Source organism: Mesorhizobium sp. M0306 (assembly GCF_040321655.1).
Lineage (GTDB): Bacteria > Pseudomonadota > Alphaproteobacteria > Rhizobiales > Rhizobiaceae > Mesorhizobium.
Window position 1 is genome coordinate 723998 of the sequence record NZ_JAMYRY010000001.1, and the last position, 17791, is coordinate 741788.

General features: G+C 62.1%; 19 protein-coding genes. 8 read left to right on the plus strand and 11 right to left on the minus strand.

Translation table 11 applies throughout. From position 1 onward, the window contains the following. Positions 1–161 precede the first annotated feature (161 nt). The 6 genes from NKI95_RS03715 to NKI95_RS03740 all read left to right on the plus strand — a co-directional run bounded on the left by NKI95_RS03715 (position 162) and on the right by NKI95_RS03740 (position 3666). A complete protein-coding gene (locus NKI95_RS03715) occupies positions 162–956 on the plus strand; it encodes a response regulator (protein ID WP_023678542.1) in 795 nt (264 codons plus the stop codon). A gap of 241 nt (positions 957–1197) precedes the next feature. Then, positions 1198–1362 (plus strand): DUF1328 domain-containing protein, encoded by a 165-nt coding sequence (locus NKI95_RS03720; protein ID WP_023678541.1) that lies wholly within the window; start codon positions 1198–1200, stop codon positions 1360–1362. Positions 1363–1553: 191 nt separating this feature from the next. Then, positions 1554–2588, plus strand: a complete 1035-nt coding sequence (locus tag NKI95_RS03725; RefSeq protein WP_352451150.1) for a sensor histidine kinase — start codon at positions 1554–1556, stop codon at positions 2586–2588. 139 nt (positions 2589–2727) lie between these two features. Then, positions 2728–2898 (plus strand): hypothetical protein, encoded by a 171-nt coding sequence (locus NKI95_RS03730; protein ID WP_352468954.1) that lies wholly within the window; start codon positions 2728–2730, stop codon positions 2896–2898. A 113-nt stretch (positions 2899–3011) separates the two neighbouring features. Then, positions 3012–3338 (plus strand): hypothetical protein, encoded by a 327-nt coding sequence (locus tag NKI95_RS03735; RefSeq protein ID WP_352714281.1) that lies wholly within the window; start codon positions 3012–3014, stop codon positions 3336–3338. Positions 3339–3420: 82 nt separating this feature from the next. Beyond that, positions 3421–3666 (plus strand): YMGG-like glycine zipper-containing protein, encoded by a 246-nt coding sequence (locus NKI95_RS03740; protein ID WP_006328050.1) that lies wholly within the window; start codon positions 3421–3423, stop codon positions 3664–3666. A gap of 99 nt (positions 3667–3765) precedes the next feature. Here NKI95_RS03740 and NKI95_RS03745 read toward each other — a convergent pair whose 3' ends face one another. From NKI95_RS03745 to xylF, 4 genes are all read right to left on the minus strand, one after another. Further along, positions 3766–5388, minus strand: a complete 1623-nt coding sequence (locus tag NKI95_RS03745; RefSeq protein WP_352714283.1) for a CHASE domain-containing protein — start codon at positions 5386–5388, stop codon at positions 3766–3768. Positions 5389–5517: 129 nt separating this feature from the next. Further along, positions 5518–6312, minus strand: a complete 795-nt coding sequence (locus tag NKI95_RS03750; protein ID WP_352714285.1) for an ATP-binding cassette domain-containing protein — start codon at positions 6310–6312, stop codon at positions 5518–5520. 77 nt (positions 6313–6389) lie between these two features. Beyond that, a complete protein-coding gene (locus tag NKI95_RS03755) occupies positions 6390–7757 on the minus strand; it encodes a sugar ABC transporter permease (RefSeq protein WP_352714286.1) in 1368 nt (455 codons plus the stop codon). Positions 7758–7899: 142 nt separating this feature from the next. Further along, entirely contained in the window at positions 7900–8940 is a 1041-nt protein-coding gene (xylF, locus tag NKI95_RS03760; protein ID WP_352714288.1) for a D-xylose ABC transporter substrate-binding protein, read from the minus strand. Between the two features lie 286 nt (positions 8941–9226). Between xylF and NKI95_RS03765 the strand changes: the two genes are divergently transcribed. Then, the gene (locus NKI95_RS03765) at positions 9227–10471 is read left to right on the plus strand and encodes an ROK family protein (RefSeq protein WP_352714290.1); all 1245 of its coding nucleotides are present in this window, start codon (positions 9227–9229) and stop codon (positions 10469–10471) included. A gap of 9 nt (positions 10472–10480) precedes the next feature. Here the strand turns inward: NKI95_RS03765 and phoB are convergent, their stop codons facing one another. From phoB to pstS, 6 genes are read right to left on the minus strand one after another with little or no spacing between them, the layout of a single operon-like run. Then, the gene (phoB, locus tag NKI95_RS03770) at positions 10481–11170 is read right to left on the minus strand and encodes a phosphate regulon transcriptional regulator PhoB (RefSeq protein WP_031212149.1); all 690 of its coding nucleotides are present in this window, start codon (positions 11168–11170) and stop codon (positions 10481–10483) included. Between the two features lie 16 nt (positions 11171–11186). Next, the gene (phoU, locus tag NKI95_RS03775) at positions 11187–11894 is read right to left on the minus strand and encodes a phosphate signaling complex protein PhoU (protein ID WP_254816572.1); all 708 of its coding nucleotides are present in this window, start codon (positions 11892–11894) and stop codon (positions 11187–11189) included. A 32-nt stretch (positions 11895–11926) separates the two neighbouring features. After that, positions 11927–12730: a phosphate ABC transporter ATP-binding protein PstB gene (gene pstB / locus NKI95_RS03780; protein WP_352468947.1), complete on the minus strand. Its 804-nt coding sequence runs from the start codon at positions 12728–12730 to the stop codon at positions 11927–11929. Next, positions 12727–13578 carry a phosphate ABC transporter permease PstA gene (gene pstA, locus NKI95_RS03785; protein WP_023678532.1) on the minus strand — a complete coding sequence of 284 codons (852 nt, stop codon included), beginning with the start codon at positions 13576–13578 and terminating at the stop codon, positions 12727–12729. The genes pstB and pstA overlap by 4 nt, the downstream gene beginning before the upstream one ends. Before the next feature lie 3 nt (positions 13579–13581). After that, the gene (gene pstC / locus NKI95_RS03790) at positions 13582–14571 is read right to left on the minus strand and encodes a phosphate ABC transporter permease subunit PstC (protein ID WP_352714292.1); all 990 of its coding nucleotides are present in this window, start codon (positions 14569–14571) and stop codon (positions 13582–13584) included. Positions 14572–14630: 59 nt separating this feature from the next. Then, a complete protein-coding gene (pstS, locus tag NKI95_RS03795) occupies positions 14631–15692 on the minus strand; it encodes a phosphate ABC transporter substrate-binding protein PstS (protein ID WP_352517601.1) in 1062 nt (353 codons plus the stop codon). Positions 15693–16341: 649 nt separating this feature from the next. On the opposite strand from pstS, the gene NKI95_RS03800 reads away from it, so the two are divergent. Then, positions 16342–16695 (plus strand): hypothetical protein, encoded by a 354-nt coding sequence (locus tag NKI95_RS03800; RefSeq protein WP_352714294.1) that lies wholly within the window; start codon positions 16342–16344, stop codon positions 16693–16695. A gap of 88 nt (positions 16696–16783) precedes the next feature. Here the strand turns inward: NKI95_RS03800 and NKI95_RS03805 are convergent, their stop codons facing one another. Beyond that, complete coding sequence (locus NKI95_RS03805) at positions 16784–17755, minus strand: DUF2865 domain-containing protein (RefSeq protein WP_352714296.1); 972 nt, start codon at positions 17753–17755, stop codon at positions 16784–16786. Positions 17756–17791: the final 36 nt, after the last annotated feature.

A 17791-nucleotide genomic window follows, 5' to 3' on the forward strand; every position in this document is an offset into this window, starting at 1 on the left:
GGCAGCCTCGTCTGGTTGCCCAACCCCGCCCTAAACGCCAGCCCGCATACTTAGTTCCGCATGACCGGAACTTTTTCGCACAACCCGCGTTTCTAACTTTGGGGTTGCGAGCCGTTTTTAGCTATAACATGCAATCACGTCATATGAGGGAGACGTCCGATATGAGCCTATCAGCAACCATCGCTCCGCACCTGCCGTTCCTGCGCCGCTTCTCGCGCGCCGTATCCGGATCGCAGGAGAGCGGCGACGCGCTGGTCGCCGCAATGCTCGAGGCCATCATTGCCGATGTCGACATCTTTCCGGACGCATCGAACGACCGCATCGCGCTCTACAAGGTCTTTGCCAAGCTCTTCACCTCAGTGGCCATTCGCGTTCCGCAGGAGCATGCCCAGTCGGCATGGGAACAGCGCGCCGCAGCCAATCTGAATGCAATTGCGCCTCGTCCCCGCCAAGCCTTTCTGCTGGTCGCGGTCGAAGGCTTCAGCGAAGACGAGGCGGCGGAGATTCTCGACGTCGACGAACAGGAATTCTCCGAACTTCTCGCGCAGGCGAGCAACGAGATCTCTCGTCAGGTGGCAACCGACGTGCTGATCATCGAGGATGAGCCGCTGATCGCCATGGATATCGAAGAAATGGTCGAAAGCCTCGGCCACCGCGTCGTCGGAACGGCGCGCACCCACGCCGAGGCGGTGGCGATGTTCGGCAAGGCGAGGCCAAAGATGGTGCTTGCCGATATTCAGCTTGCCGACGGCAGTTCGGGCATCGCGGCCGTCAATGAGATCCTATCGTCGACCTCGGTGCCGGTGATCTTCATCACCGCCTTTCCCGAGCGCCTGCTCACCGGCGAGCGGCCGGAACCGGCTTTCCTCGTCACCAAGCCGTTCAATCCGGATATGGTCAAGGCTCTTATCAGCCAGGCCCTGTTCTTTGACCGGCACGCGAAAGCCGCAGCATAAAACAGCTAGCGGCCGAGTTGCGGCCGCCAGGGTGTGGGATAGCCACTCCCCTTGGACCGGATGGGGGCGTGACGCCGGCTTAACACACGACAGCCAACTGCTGCCGAACCTGACGAGGACCTTTTCGCACACACCGCAGCAATTCGGGCCATAACGATTTTCAGCATCGTCTTTTTCGGAAAATGGTGGAACAAACGGAGGCGAATCACGTTTTCACCGCAGCATTGGAAGGAGATGGATCATGCTTTACTGGGCGCTCGTATTTCTCGTCGTGGCGATCATCGCCGGTGCGCTTGGTTTCGGCGGTATCGCTGGCACCTCGGCCGGTATAGCGCAGATATTGTTCTTCATCTTTCTCGCCTTCCTGATCATATCGCTTATTGCCGGCCTGATCAGACGAGCGTGAATGCCAAGCGGCCATTCAAGCGAACACTGGAAGCCGCACCCCTCAAACGGTTTCCAGCCACCGCCGGGCAGTGTCCTCTAACGGGATGCCGCTCGGCGGACCGCTTTTTAAGGCTTGATACGAAGCTCCTCCTTTTGGAACCCATTTTTCCGCGAGCCGTTCAGCCCGACATGGGTTGAGCAAATTGACCGATGCGTTCCAGAGTCGGAAAAATGAAAGACCGCGGCCAGAGTGATGAGATCATCGCTTTGCATCCCGCCGAAAGCGGAATGCAGCTTGGCCGGGCACTTCTCCATGCACTGCACAATGCCGGGATTTCCGTCCTATACCAGGATCGCGAAATGAAGACGGTGTGGGCGCGCAACATGCGCGCCCCATGGACTTCCGATGCCTCCGACAACAACGGCATCTTGCCGCCGGCGCAGGCGGAGCGTATCGGCGCCGCTAAGCACGACGTCATCGTCTCCGGCAATCCTCAACATCTCGAACTCAGCGTGCCGGCCGATGACGGCGCCCGCTGGTTTCAGGTGTGGATAGACGCCGACCGCAGCGAGACCGGCGCGGTGCAGGGCGTCGTGACCACCATGGTCGAAACAACCGAGCAGAAACGCCGGGAGCAGACGTTGAAGGCGCTGCTGCGCGAAGTCAGTCATCGCTCCAAGAACCTTTTGGCCATCATCCAGAGCATCGCCACCCAGACGGGCCGTTATTCCGGCAGCATTGACGATTTCCTGACGCGTTTCCGGGGCCGATTGCAGTCGCTGGCCTCCTCGCAGGACCTGGTTACGTCATCCAATTGGCGGGGAGCGGCGCTGCGCGAGCTGGTTTCCGGTCAGGTCGGCAGGTACGGCGCGGACCCCTTGCACAGCCTACGCTTCCGCGGCGCAAATCCATATCTCAACCCCAATGCCGCCTTGCACATCGGCTTGGCCATGCATGAGCTCGCCGTCAATTCGGTCAGCTATGGCGCACTGTCGCGCAGCGACGGTTTCGTCGAGGTGACGGCCGATCTGACGGCAGCTTCCGCTGGCGAGCCTGCGCTGTCGCTGACATGGGCCGAAGTGATCGGAGCCAACGACAATCAACGTAGCGAGAAGCGTTTTGGCAGCGTCGCGCTTGAACGCGTCGTGCCCACTTCTTTGAATGGAACGGCGACACTTGAGATCACCGGGAACCGCCTCGAATACCGCCTTGTCGTTCCTCACGGCAATTTCGAGACGGATTGAACGAACGGCGGTCGGCGCGAGAAGGCTTGCTACGCATCGCCAACCTTAACCGACTGTTCACCATAAGGTCCGATCCTGTCCGAACGTGCCGATCCACCGGACATCGATTGAGTTTGGCACAATATGAAAGGAATGGGCCTTGACGGCTGCCGACTTGAACAGACTGGAACACGCCGCTCGCGTCTCGATGAGCGGTTTTCAGGATCCCGACGCGTCCGCAGCGCCCGCGCCTCGTGCATCGCCCCTCCGCTTCGCCGCCGTCGCGCTTATGGCCGCTATCGTCCTGACCGCCGCGTCCCAGCTGATCTGATCGAGCTCGCCAAGGTCCGCCGCCGGCTTCCGCTGCTCACGTCTGCTTGATCGCTCTGTCGTCACAGGAACTTTGAGGGATTTTGGCCGTTTCCATGGCGAGAGGGTCCCGCCATGGAGCACATTGCCGCCTTGCTGCTGGTTGTCGGCTGTTCGAATGCCATGACCGCGTGCCGTGAATTGCCGGCGCCGGTAAGCGTTTTCGAAACCACTGCCGAGTGCATGACCGCGCGCCCATTCGCGGTCATCGACCTGCAGGGCCAAGCCCAATATGTCGTCGCCAGATGCCTTGCCGTCGATCCTGCGCTCGAGGACGACTATGACAGCATCATCTGGAACGTGCGTCCCGACGGCACGCTCGATGCGTCCTTGGAGATTTCCGGGTTCGTGGTAGCATCGAACGGCGCACGCCCCGAAAAAGACTATCTTAATCAACAATGAAATCGTGCGGGCAAAGGCCGTACTTTCATGCTAAATGGCGGCTGGAGCTTATTAAAGTGAGGACAAAAGTGAGGATGACTCCATGCGGAAGATGATTATTGCCATGGTTGCCGTGGTTGCGGTCAGCGGCTGCACCACCACGGAAGAGAACGTGGGTATCGGCACTGTGGGCGGCGCGCTCATTGGCGGCGCTGTCGGCGGCGGCAAGGGCGCTTTGATCGGCGCCGGCGCTGGTGCGATTGGCGGTCTGCTCGTTCGCCGTCTGCAAAATGGCTACTGCCAGTACAGAGATCGTCACGGCCGGATCTACACAGCTCGCTGCAACTAGTTTCGAGCTCCAGGCGAACAGCAAACGCGGAGACGGGCCACCTGTCTCCGCGTTTGCCCTTTTAAGGCGCTGTTGCGACGCGGGTCATGAGGCGGCGTTTCAGGCCGGCAGCGGAACCTTGATTTCGACGTTCAAGCCATCTTCGCGAAAATCGCGCCTGATTGTGCCACGCAATTCGCGTGTGACATTGAGATCGATCAGTCTGGTGCCAAAACCGCTCTTTGCCGGTGTCTCGAGCTTCTTCTGACCGGCCTCACGCCAGTTGAGAGCCAATGTCCGGGCGCCGCCGCGGCCTTCGAGCGACCAGTCGACCTTCAGCGCACCGACTGAATTGCCGGCCTCGCCATGCTTCAGCGCATTCGTCGCCAGTTCATGAAAGACGAGGCCGAGTGCCTGCGTCGTCTTTTCGTCGAGAAGAACCTCCGGTCCCGACAACAGCCCTTCAGGAAGCTCGCTGCCGAACACCTGGCCAAGCTCGATGCGCAGCAGGTCGCCGAGATCGGCTTTCTGCCAGCGTGAGCGCGTCAACATGTCCTGGGAAGCCGCCATCGCCTGCAGCCGGGCCGAGAAAGACGTCGAGAATTCCTGGACGTCGGCGGTGTGCGATGCTGTCTGGCGCGCGATTGCCAGCACCCGCGTGATCGAGTTCTTGATGCGATGCTTCATCTCCTGCAGCATCAGGTCTTTTTCCAGCAGGCTCTTTTCGGTCGTTTCGTGAAGCAGCGAGACCGCCTCATAGGCCCGCTCCTGATAGCGGGCCACCAGCGCAATGGCGCCGGCAAGCAGCAGCCCGAACAATCCGAGCATCACCGGGATGGCGCGCGAGGAAGGTTGCGAGAAAGCACTTGTCGGCCTGAACAGGACGACCCACTGCCGGCCGGCGACCGTGATCTTGCGGGTGACCAGCAGCCTGTCGCCGAGGCTCGAAACAGGCGGCGTTTCCGACTGGAACAGCAGGTTGTCGCTGTCCACCGTGCCGTCATAGATCTCGGTGTTGACCGGCAGCAATGGTGCCCGGCTGAGCGCAGCCTGGAACAGGTCACGGGCGCGGAAGGCCGCATAAAGGAAGCCGGCAGTCGAGGATCTCGACGCGTTTACGGCGTCCGGCGCGGTTTCCACATTGAGCCGGACGAAGACGAGGAACCCGGCAAAGGTCTGCGCGGCACCCGTATCCTTGCCGAGCTGCACGAGCCCGCTGGCATGCTGCTGGTCGTCGGCCATCGCCTTTTCGATCGCCTCGCGCTGCACCGGCCCGGCAAACATGTCGTAGCCGATGCTGGATTTATTGGACGGATCCAGCGGTTCGAACAGCACGATGGGCGTACGCCACGGCAAGTTCGTGTCGGGATAGATCGGATGGCTTGCGCCGTGATCGTGCAGGATATCGCGCTCGACCGCCGCCTCGTTTCCCGTCTTCGCCAGGCGGAGGAAGCCGATGCCGCGCAGGCCAGCGAAATTATTGTCGATGTCGAGCGCTTTGAAGAAAGCCTTGAACTCGCCTTGCGAGATACCGCCATTGCGCGCGTCGAACAGCGCCCGGGTTGAGCGCAGCAGCGACAGGTCCAGGTCGATGCGGCTTTCAATCCGGTTAAGCGCGTCGTCGGCCGTCGCCTCGAATTTTATGCGGGCCGCCTCCTGGGTGGCAAAATAGGCAAAACCCGCCATCGTCAGGCTGATCAGCGCGACGGCGATAAAAGCGACGGTCGGAAAAAGCTTCTTCAATTGCTGATACGTCCCGTGGACGGTTCGGCATCTTTATGGGCAAGTCCCGACGCCAACACAATGGCGAGGCCAAAGCATGGTGACGGCTGGCATATTTTGGCGGCTTGTGATTAGCCGGCTAATTCTCATTCATACGGCGATCTTCAGGGCGCCCGGCCCCGGAATGGCGCCGGGTGGGCACTTGCCGAGGATGATCATGCCGAGCACTTCGTCCTGGGTGACGTCGGTCGTGCGTGCCGTGCCGACAACCCGACCGTTCTTCATGACGCAGACACGGTCGGCAAGCTCGAACACGTCATGGATGTCGTGGCTGATCAGGAAGATGCCGATGCCGTCGGCTTTGAGCTGCCTGACCAGTTCGCCGACCTGTGCCGTCTCCTGCGGCCCGAGTGCCGCCGTCGGCTCGTCCATGATCAGGATGCGGGCGTTGAACAGGATGGCGCGGGCGATCGCAACCGACTGCCGCTGGCCCCCCGAGAGCTTTACCACCGGCTCCTTGAAGCGTTGGAAACGCGGATTAAGCCTACCCATCACCTTGCGCGCCTCAGCCTCCATGGCGACGTCGTCGAGCGTACCCCAGGCGGTCATCAACTCGCGGCCGAGAAACAGGTTGGCGGCCGCATCGACATTGTCGGCCAGCGCCAGCGTCTGGTAGATCGTCTCGATGCCGTACTTCTTGGCGTCGCGGGGGTTGGAGATCGAAGCCTCCTCGCCGTTGACGAAAATCTGGCCCGCATCGCGCTTGTAGGCGCCGGACAGGATTTTTATCAACGTCGATTTGCCGGCACCGTTATGGCCGAGCAAAGCCATCACCTCGCCCGGGAAAAGATCGACCGAGGCATCGTCGACGGCGCGAATGCCGCCGAAGGCGATCGAAATGTTGCGCATGTCGATCAGCGGCGTGGGAGCGGTCTTGTCTGCCATGCTTGTTCTTCCTCCCTATAGATCCTGCTTGAGCATGATCTTGTCCGAAAGCCGGTTTCCACCTTGCGGGATCATGCTCAGACCCGTTTGCGATAGACGGTATCGAGCCACACCGCGACCACCAGCACGGCGCCGACAACAATGCTCTGCAGCGGCGAATCGATGCCGAGTAGCACCATGCCGGATTGCAGCGACTGCATCAAAAGCGCGCCGAGCATGGCGCCGAGCACGGTGCCGGAGCCGCCGGCGAGCGACGTGCCGCCGATCACCGCCGCCGCGATAACCAGGAGCTCGTCCAGCGTGCCCAGCGCATTGGTCGACGAGTTCTGCCTGGCTGACGAGATCGCTGCGGCGATCGTCGCCAGCACGCCCATGATCATGAACACCTTCATGGTCACCCAGCGCGTGTTGATACCGGCAAGGTTGGCTGCTTCCGGATTGCCGCCGATGGCGAAGACATAGCGGCCGAAACGGGTACGCTTGGCGATGAAGGTCATGATCAGCCCTACGGCTACAGCCATCAGCACGGGTATGGCGATGCCATGGGCGATGAACAACCCGCCTTCGGGAACGGTTATATTGTTGGCCGCCGCATATCTGTTCACGATGCCGACCGGCCAAGGATAGGAATTGGCGAGCCATATGGCGCCCATGATGACAAGGCAAGTGACGGCCCCGAGGAACGTCTCGGCCCAGATCGGGCGTAACGGGAAGCGGAACCGCTTGCGCTGCACCCGCCCGTTGAGCAGCATGAACATAACCGCAAGGCATGCGACAATTCCGACGATCCAGCTCCATCGCGCGCCGATCGAACCCGCCGGTCCGCCGCCCATCAGCTGGAAAGTGGCATCAAGCGGCGCAATCGTCTGCCCACTGGCGACCCACCATGCGGCACCCCGCCAGACCAGAAGGCCGCCCAGCGTCACGATGAAGGCCGGCACCTCGAGATAAGCGATGATGTATCCCTGGAACGCTCCGATCAGAAGGCCAAGCGCCAGGCCGATGGCCAGCGCCACGATCCAGATCCAGGGGTTGCCTAATTGCAGACCGACCATTCGCACCAGGAAATGCACCTGCGCAAAGCCCATGACCACGCCGATCAGGCCTTCGGCGGAGCCGACCGACAGGTCGATATTGCGCATGACGATAACCAGCACCATTCCGGCGGCCATTATGGTCACGGCGGAAGTCTGCACCGACAGGTTCCAGAGATTGCGTGGCGTCAGGAAGGTCCGGCTGTCGAACTCGAACGGATTGACGCCGAGCCGTACGCTAGAAACGACATGCAGGCCGACCCAGATGACCAGCAGCGCGCCGACCATGCCGAGCATGCGCGTGTCGAGTTCGGTTGCCTTGAGAAATCGGGCAACGATGCCGAGCTCGGATTCCCGCGCCCGGTCTGCGGTCGAGCTGTCGACCGGCGTGTTGGAAGTCGTGTCGGTCATTATGTTTCTCCCGCCGGGTTGCCGTCTGCCGCGGATGCCGGAAGCAGCCTAGAAGTTATCCGCCGGAAGCGGAAAAACAACTCTTGTTGAAAAAACGCCGCGGCGAGCGGCCGCGGCGTTCGGACTTCTCGGAAACGTCGGGTCAGTTGCAGACCGCAACAGTGCCCGCCGCCACACCCGCGCAGACCTCTTCTTTCTTGATCCAGCCGGCATCGATGACGACGTTGAGGTTATCTTTGGTGATGGCGACCGGGGTCAGGAACAGGGATTTTACGGTGTTGCCGCCGGGCGTGGTGAAATCCTTCACGCCGGCAATGTCGGTCATCTGCTTGCCGTCGGCCAGTTGCGAGGCGATCTCGGCGGCGTTCTTGCCGAGCTCGCGCGCATCCTTCCACACCGACACGGTCTGCGTGCCGAGCGCGATGCGGTTCAGCGCGGCGTGGTCGCCGTCCTGGCCCGAAACCGGAACAGATCCGGCCAGCCCTTGCGCCGTCAATGCGGCGACGACGCCGCCGGCAGTACCGTCATTGGCCGCGACCACTGCATCGACCTTGTTGTCGTTCGCGGTCAGGAACTGTTCCATGTTCTTCTGGGCGTTGGCCGGCAGCCAGCCGTCGGTATAGGCCTCGCCGACATTCTTGATCTTGCCGCTGTCTATTGCGTCCTTCAGTACTTCCATCGAACCGGCAAACAGGAAATCGGCATTCGGATCGGCGCCCGAGCCCTTGATGAAGACGTAGTTGCCTTCCGGTTTCACCTTGAACACTTCGCGGGCCTGCATGCGGCCGACTTCCTTGTTGTCGAAGGTCAGGTAGAAGACGTCCTTGTTCTCGATCAGCCGGTCGTAGCCGACAACCGGAATACCTTCGTCCAGCGCCTTTTGCACGGCCGGCCCGACGGCCGAGGCGTCCTGCGCCAGGATGATCAGTGCGTTGGCGCCCTGCGAGATCAGGCTCTCGACGTCGGTGAGCTGCTTGCCGGGGTTGGACTGTGCGTCGGCGGAAATATACTTGTCGCCGGCGGCCTCGATGGCCGCCTTCATTGCGGCCTCGTCGGTCTTCCAGCGCTCTTCCTGGAAGTTCGACCAGGAAACGCCGATGACCTTGTCTTTAGCCTGCGCCACCGACGCCAGCGCCAGCGTCATGGCGACACCCGCCAGAATGGCGGTCGTGAATTTCTTCATCATATCCTCCCTGCGCCGCGTACGGCGTGACCATTGGCCCAAAGACCAGCTTAGAGGCCCCTAATTTTTTCGAGCCTCGAAAAAATACTGGCCCGATCTCCGGCTGCTGTCAACATCGATTCTGATGGATTTTGATGAGTCTGAGAGTTTTTTCGAGCGTCGGAATAAACGATGACAGCGCCACCTGCATCTGACACTATTTGCCTGCATCCGACACTATTTGTCGGACATTACCGACGGCTTCCGGTTCATGAGCGGCCGCGGCAACCGGGAGGAAAGCAAAACGATGTCGGTCGGAATCCGCCATGACGATTTGCGCCGGCGCAACCGGGCGATGGTGATCTCGGCAGTCCGCCGGGTTGGCCAGCCATCGCGTACGGAGATCGCCGCAGCCACCGGCCTCAGCCATTCGACCATATCGGCGATCTCCTCCGACCTGATACGGGAAGGCATCCTCGCCGAGAGCAAGGCAAGCGAGCCCGTTTCGTTGAAACGCGGTCGTCCGCAGGTCGGCCTCGCCCTCAACCCGGAAGCGGCGGCGGTGCTGACCGTGGTGTTGTCGCTGAATTTCCTGTCGGCCGCCATCATCAACTATGCGGGACAGGTGGTCGCCGAGGAACAGCGCCGGCTGGACACGCTGACCATGCCGCGCGACGAGCTGATCCGTGAATGCATGGCCGTCGTCCGGCGCCGGCTGCAGGATCCAGACCTTGACGTCCGCAGTGTCGCCCGCATCGCCCTGGCGATTCAGGGCATTACCGACTCCCCTGCACGCGCCATGCTGTGGTCGCCGATCACGCCGCAGACCGACATCGCCTTTGCCGACATGCTGGAAGACGAATTCGGCATCCCGGCCACGGTGGAGAACGATTGCAACATGATGGCGGTGGCTTTGCGCTGGCGCGATCCGGATCGCTATCGTGACGACTTCATCGCCATCCTGCTTTCGCACGGCATCGGCATGGGGCTGGTGTTGAAGGGCGAGCTGTTCACCGGCACGCATTCCTCGGGCGGCGAGTTTGGCCACATGATCCATCGTCCGGGCGGCGCGCTCTGCCGTTGCGGGCGGCGCGGCTGCATCGAGGCCTATGCCGGCAACTATGCCATCTGGCGCAACGCCAGGCAGATGAGCGAAGACAGCGAACCCATCGCCGACGTCAGCGACGCCGACATGCGCGCACTGGCGGCCCGGGCGCGCGAGAAAGATGGGCCGGAACGCGAGGCCTACCGCAAGGCCGGCGAAGCGCTGGGTTTCGGTCTCGGCTCGCTGTTCGCGCTGATCGATCCGGCGCCGGTCGCGATGGTCGGCGCCAGTGCCGCCGCCTTCGATCTGATCGAGCCGGCCTTGCGCCAGGCCATCGCCCAGACCGCCGGCGGCCAGCATTCGGGCTCGATCTCCTTCGACACCGAACCAAACGAATTGCCGCTGATCCGCGAAGGCTGCGCGATGCGGGCGTTAAGCTTCGTCGACCAGGAGATTTTCGCGCCGGGCGCGCAAATGAGGCCCGGCGTCAGAAAGCACGTAGCCTGACCAGGCGGGTCAATCTTCCCTGATCGCATAACCGGCACCGCGGATGGTGCGGATGACATCCGGCATGCGGCCGTTGTTGACGGCTTTGCGCAGCCGGCCGACATGGACGTCCACTGTGCGTTCGTCGATGTAGATCGTCTCGCCCCAGACATTATCGAGCAACTGGCTGCGCGAGAAGACGCGGCCCGGATGCCGCATCATGAACTCGAGCAGCCGGAATTCGGTCGGCCCGAGCCTGATCTCGCTCTTCTTGCGATAGACCCTGTGCGATTCGCGATCGAGCACGATGTCGCCGACCTTCAGCACGCTGGACAGCACTTCAGGCTTGGCGCGGCGCAGCAGCGCCTTGACCCTGGCCATGAATTCCGGTGTCGAAAACGGTTTGACCAGATAGTCGTCGGCGCCGGTCGAAAGACCGCGCACCCGGTCGCTCTCCTCGCCGCGCGCGGTCAGCATGATGATCGGCAGCCGCTCGGTTTCGGGGCGCACCCGCAACCGGCGGCAGAGCTCGATGCCGGAAACCGCTGGTATCATCCAGTCGAGCACCAGAAGGTCAGGCACATTCTCCTGCAAACGGATCTCGGCTTCGTCGCCGCGTGTCACCACCTCGACCTGGTAGCCTTCGGATTCGAGATTGTAGCGGAGCAGCACACCCAACGGCTCCTCGTCCTCCACCACCATTATGCGTGGTGCGATCATCGGCTGGGCACCCCCATCATGTCACCGGCGCGGACATTGTCGTTTCGTCCTGCTTCGGACGATTGACCGGCAATTGCTCGCCGGTCAGCACATAATACGCATTTTCGGCGATGTTGGTGACATGGTCGCCGATCCGCTCCAGATTCTTGGCGCAGAACAGCAGATGCGTGCAAGCGGTGATGTTGCGCGGATCTTCCATCATATAGGTCAAGAGCTCGCGGAACACGGACGTGTATTTGACGTCGATGCGCTCGTCTGCGGCACGCAGCTTGGCCAACGCGGCCGCATCGCCTGCGGCATATTCCTCAATGACGCCCTGCACCTGGATGAGCACCAGCTGCGCCATCGCGTCGATGGAATGCGACAGGTCGCGCGGCGTGACGCTGAGGCCGACCGCACTCACACGCTTGGCGATGTTCTTGGCAAGGTCGCCGATGCGTTCGAGGTCGCCGGCCATACGGATCGCTCCGACGACATGGCGAAGATCGTGGGCCATCGGCTGGCGTTTGGCGATCAGGGTGATGGCGCGATCGTCCAGTTCGCGTTGACGCGCATCCATGATGGCGTCGTCGGAAACGACGCGTTGCGCCAGCACGTTGTCGGAATTCAACAAGGCCTTGGTCGCCCCGCCGACCATCGAACCGGCGAGGTCGGCCATGTCGCGGATCAGCTTGCTGATCTGCTCGAGATCCTCGTCGAAAGAAGCGACTGTGTGTTCGCCCATGGTCCTGTCCTCATATGCATGATCGGAACGGCTCAGCCGAAGCGGCCGGTGATGTAGTCCTGCGTGCGCTTCTCGCGGGGCGACGTGAAGATCTTCTCGGTCCGGTCGAACTCGACCAGCTCACCCAGATACATGAAGGCGGTCTGGCGCGACACGCGCGCCGCCTGCTGCATGTTGTGAGTGACGATGACGATCGTGTAGTCGGCTTGCAATTCGTCGATCAGTTCCTCGATCTTGGCCGTCGACAACGGGTCGAGCGCCGAAGCCGGTTCGTCGAGCAGAATGACTTCCGGCTTCACGGCCACGGTGCGGGCGATACAGAGCCGCTGCTGCTGGCCGCCGGACAGGCTCAAGCCGCTGGCGTTGAGCTTGTCCTTGACCTCGCTCCACAGCGCGGCGCGCTTCAATGCCTGTTCGACGCGGCCGTCCATCTCGGACTTGCCGAGATTCTCATAGAGCCTGACGCCGAAGGCGATGTTCTCGTAGATCGACATCGGGAACGGTGTCGGCTTCTGGAACACCATGCCGATCTTGGTCCTCAGGAGGTTGAGATCCTGCGACCGGTCGAGAATGTTCTGGCCGTCGAGCAGCACCTGGCCCTCGGCTGTCTGTTTCGGGTAGAGCTCATAGATGCGGTTGAACACACGCAGCAGCGTCGATTTCCCGCAGCCCGAAGGCCCAATGAAGGCCGTGACGCTGCGCTCGGGCAGCGACAGGCTGATGTCCTTTAGCGCCTTGCTCTGGCCGTAGTAGAAGTTGAGGTTCTTGACCTCGATCTTCGTCTTCTCGGCGACCGTTTCGGTCATCGTCATGTCCGGGGACAACATCTGTGTCATCTGTCCTCTCTGCGTCCGGTAAGGCTGCGGGCGAGGATGCTCAAGCCCAGAACCGTCAGGGTGATTATGAGTGCGCCGGTCCACGCCAGCTGCTGCCATTCCTCGTAAGGGCTGAGAGCGAACTGGAAGATGGTCACCGGCAGGCTGGCCATCGGCGCGTTGATATTGCTGCTCCAGAACTGGTTGTTGAGCGCGGTGAAGAGCAGCGGCGCCGTCTCGCCGGAAATGCGTGCTATCGCCAGCAATATACCGGTGACGATGCCGGACAATGCGGCGCGATAGGCGACCGAACGGATCACCACCCAGCGCGGCGCGCCGATCGCGGCACCGGCTTCACGCAACGCGTTCGGTACCAGGTTGAGCATGTCTTCAGTGGTGCGCACGACCACCGGAATGACCAGGATGGCAAGCGCCACGGCGCCGGCAATGGCCGAGAAATGTCCCATTGGCCGCACCATCAGCTCATAGACGAACAAGCCGATGATGATCGACGGCGCCGACAACAGGATGTCGTTGATGAAGCGGACGACGGTGGTGATGCGCGAAAAGCGTCCATACTCGGCCATGTAGGTTCCCGCCAGCACGCCGATCGGCGTGCCGACGACAACGGCGATGATCGTCATCAGCAGGCTGCCCGCGATGGCATTGAGCAGGCCGCCGGCCTCGCCGGGTGGTGGCGTCATCTCGGTGAAGACCGCGAGCGAAAGCCCGGCTGTACCCTTATAGACCAGCGCGCCGAGGATGAGCGCCAGCCAGGCAAGCCCGATGCCGGCGGCGACGACGCAAAGCGCCATCATCACCGAATTCCTGGCTTTGCGGCGGCTGTGGAGCGATGAGGATGTCGACATCGGTCAGGCTCCCGTACGGGCGTCGATCCGCATCAGCATATAGCGGGCGGCGGCAAGGATCAGGAAGGTGATGACGAACAGGATCAGGCCGAGCGAAACCAGCGAGGAGGTGTAGAGGTCGCCGTCGGCCTCCGTGAATTCATTGGCGATGGTCGCCGAGATCGTCGTGCCCGGCGCGAACAGAGAGGCACTGATGCGGTGCGCGTTGCCGATGACGAAGGTCACCGCCATGGTCTCGCCGAGCGCCCGGCCGAGGCCAAGCATGACGCCGCCCATGATGCCGATGCGGGTATAGGGAATGACCACGCGCCGGGTCACTTCCCAAGTCGTGCAACCGATGCCGTAGGCCGATTCCTTGAGCACCGCCGGCACTGTATCGAAGACGTCCTTGGTGATCGAGGTGATGAAGGGCAACACCATGATGGCGAGGATCAGCGCCGAGGTCAGAAGGCCGATGCCGTAAGGAGGGCCGGCGAAAAGGCTGGATAGTCCCGGCACGCCGTGGAAGATGTTGATGATGAAGGGCTGTATCGTCGTCTGCAGGAACGGCGCGAACACGAACAGGCCCCAGATACCATAGATGATCGACGGAATGCCGGCCAATAGCTCGACCGCTATGCCGATCGGGCGCCTGAGCGGGCGCGGGCAGAGCTCGGTGAGAAACACGGCAATGCCGATGCCGATCGGAACCGCGATCAGGATGGCGATGGCCGCCGTTACCAGGGTGCCGTAGATCGGCGCCAGTGCGCCAAATTTTTCCGTGACCGGATTCCAGCTCTCAGTCGTCAGGAAAGAAAAACCGAAGGACGACAGCGCCTGCCATGAGCCAGCAAACAGCGAGATCGCGACACCGCCGAGGATGACCAGCACCAGAATTGCGGAAGCGCGGGTGAGTCCGTGGAATATGGCATCTGTGAGCGCGAAGCGCCGGACCGTAGCTTCCCTCGCCCGGGCTGCTGCAGATGATGGCATGGCATCGGAAGCGATGGTCATTGGGTCCTCGCGATTGAAGGCAACAGGGAGGGCGCCGTCGACGCCCTCCCTGAAGGAGATTACATAGCCGAGTAGAGCGGCTTGCCGTCGCTGCCGACGACTTCCTTGGCCCACATGGCCTTGACGCTCTCGACCACCTTGTCGGGCATCGGAACGTAGTCCAGCTCGCCGGCCATCTCGTCGCCCTTGTCATATGCCCAGGCGAAGAATTTAAGGGCTTCGGCGGTGGTCGCGGCGTCGTCCGGCTTCTTGTACAGGAGGATCCACGTCGCCGCCGTCATCGGCCAGGACTCGGCGCCCGGCTCGTTGGCGAGGATGACGCCATAGCCCGGCTGCGAGCTCCAGTCGGCATTGGCCGCTGCCGCCGAGAACGCCGCCGCGGCAGGCTCGACCTTCTTGCCGTCCTTGTTGATCATGTCGGTGTGGGTGAGCTTGTTCTGCTTGGCATAGGCGTATTCGACATAGCCGATCGCGCCGCCGGTCTGGGAGACGTTGTTGGCAACGCCCTCATTGCCCTTGGCGCCGATGCCAACGGGCCATTCCACGGCCTTGTCGACGCCGACCTTTTCTTTCCAGTCCGCGCTGACGTCGCCGAGGTAGTATGTGAAGTTGAACGTCGTGCCCGAACCATCGGAACGGTGAACGACCGCTATCGCTTGCGAAGGCAGCTTGACGTCGGGATTGAGCTTCTTGATCGCCTCGTCATCCCAGCTCGTGATCTTGCCGAGGAAGATGTCGGCCAGCGTCGGGCCGTCGAGAACCAACTCGCCCGGCTTGATGCCTTCGAGGTTGACGACGGGAACGATGCCGCCCATCACCATCGGGAACTGAGCCAGTCCGGACGCTTCAAGCTCTTCGCCTTTGAGCGGCGCATCCGAAGCGCCGAAGGTGACGGTCTTGGCCTTGATCTGCTTGATGCCGCCGCCGGAACCGATCGACTGGTAGTTAAGGCCAACGCCTGTGTCTTTCTTGTAGGTGTCGGCCCACTTCGCATAGATCGGGTAGGGGAAGGTGGCGCCGGCGCCGGAGATGTCCGCGGCGAGCGCGGCGGACAGGGTGAGGGTGGTCGTCGCCGCAGCCATTGCAATCGCAACGGCCGCCGAGCGGATGAAATGTCTCATGTGGCCTGCTCCTGTTCGGAATATGGTCTCTCGGCGCCATTCCTCCGGCGCCCGCTGAGGCCAATAGCCCCCGATTATTACAGTCGCATGACAGTTTCATGTCGCTCCGGTAACGTCGTCCAGCCGGGTTAAGAAGGAGCGGCCGCGGCCTTTGTCGGCATGGGCCGCGGTTTGCCGCTGGAATCAGCAGCTTGCGTGAATTCCGGCCGGCATCGTCTGCTCGGCGATCGCAGCCACCGGCTTTAAAAGAAAAAAAGCCGGACGGGAGCGCGTTGCATGCAGCCAGAACGTGTCATGGCCGCGCCATCGCCGAAACAGGTCCGTTGGGGTAAATCTGACCCTGTTTCTTGCCGGCGGTCGCTGCTCCCGCCCGTAACTGGAGGAGCGGAACTTCGAATATCCCATTGTCGCCACTGAGCGCGGCTTTGGTATGGTGCGATCGCACCATGGCCTTACGCTGGAAGCGTTGACGAATCGCAAGGTTTAACTCGCGCTGGACCTCCATCCGCGCCCGACCCGGCGCTCGTTCGAGCGGGGCCTTCGACTGGAAGTGCGACGATTCTACCTCACCGTACCTACTCCCTCTGCACTATTCCGCCGGTTGTCGGTTAGGCCGAAGCAGCGTTATAAGCTTGCAGGGGTGTTGCTGATGTTTCGACGGATTCTGCCTGTCTTCCTGTGCCTGGCGCTGCCTCTGGGAAGCGGCTGCGCGCGCAGCTATGACGGCACCGTGATCATTCCCAAGCCGCTCGATGTTCGCCGGTTCTGGGACCGGCCTTCGCCGCAGGCGCAAGCCGAACAGTCGCAGCTGGAGACCGACGTCTTTCCAGTGGCGCCGCAAACGCCGAAAAGGCCGGCGGTGCGCAGGAGCGCAGCTTCCGTTGCAGCGCCACGGAGGAGGGTCGCCAACAATCCGCCCATGCTGTCATCGCAGCCGGCGAAGCCGCTCACCTGCAGGAATGTCAGCGAGCCCGGCAAACGGGCCCGCATGGTCTGCGAATAACCAGCCGATATCGGTCGACGCGCGCCTCCAGGCCTTGAAGCGGCTATCCGGCCAGCCGTTCGCCGTCTCGGAACATCGCCCGCCTAGGTCAGTCCGCCGGGAAAAAGGCCGGGCCGACCACTCTCACCGGCCGCGCTCCGATCGCTCTTTCGATCGACTGATGCTGGGCAGCCCCTTGCACCTCGGCAGCCGGCGTTTTTGCCCCTGCGGGAGCGGCACCGGCGGCTTCGATGCCGGACTCAGGAATTTCCGCGACGACGTCAAAATCCGGCTTTGCCGTCGGCAACGGAATGATGGCGTTGGTCATGTTGGCCGGTGTCACGGTTCGTGCCCTGAGTTCGGCGACGCGCCGGTAATAGCGCTTGACGTCGCAGGCCTTGAAGTTCGCGTCGTCGCGGTACCGGAATGCGCCCGGAAGCTCCACATAGGGTTTTCCCGACTCGAGTGCGATCATCTCTTCGGTCTCGCGAGTGGCGTCGCTCAGCGTATAGAGGTCGACGCCGGCATCGTCGCAGATATAGCGGCACTGATCGACCGTTTCCTTCAGATCGTCGCTCTTGGCGAACTGCGATTTTGGCGCGGGGAAGAAATATCCGTCCGACAAGCGAACGCAAAACAGCATCCGGTTGCCGCCTATTGTTGCGCCTGCGGACTGGGTTTTGGGTGCTGTGCGCTGCTGCGCCGGCTGTTTCTTGGCAGCGGGGGCGGCGCAGCCCAGCGCGACAAACCTGGCCTTCAATCCGGACGTGTCCCTGCCCGAATTCGACAGTCTGGCGATCTGCCGTTGCACCTCCGCCTTGCTGGCGACCAGGTCGGCGCAAGGGTTGAAGAAGAAGCCGGCCGTTTTCGCCGTGCATCGGCGCTGTCTCTCCAGCCTTTGAATCGCGGCGAGTTGCCGGCGCAGTTGGGCAAGCTCGGGGCTGGTCCCGGCGCTGCGCCCCGCCGAAAGCAATTGGCTCCTGATGGCGCCGCAGCTATCCGCATAGGAGGAGGACGTACCGAGCGCAACGGCTATTGCCAACACCAGCATCAAAATCGTGAGAGGCCAGAAGCGTGTCATTGGAACGACCATTGTCCTTGTTGCGCCGAGAACAGG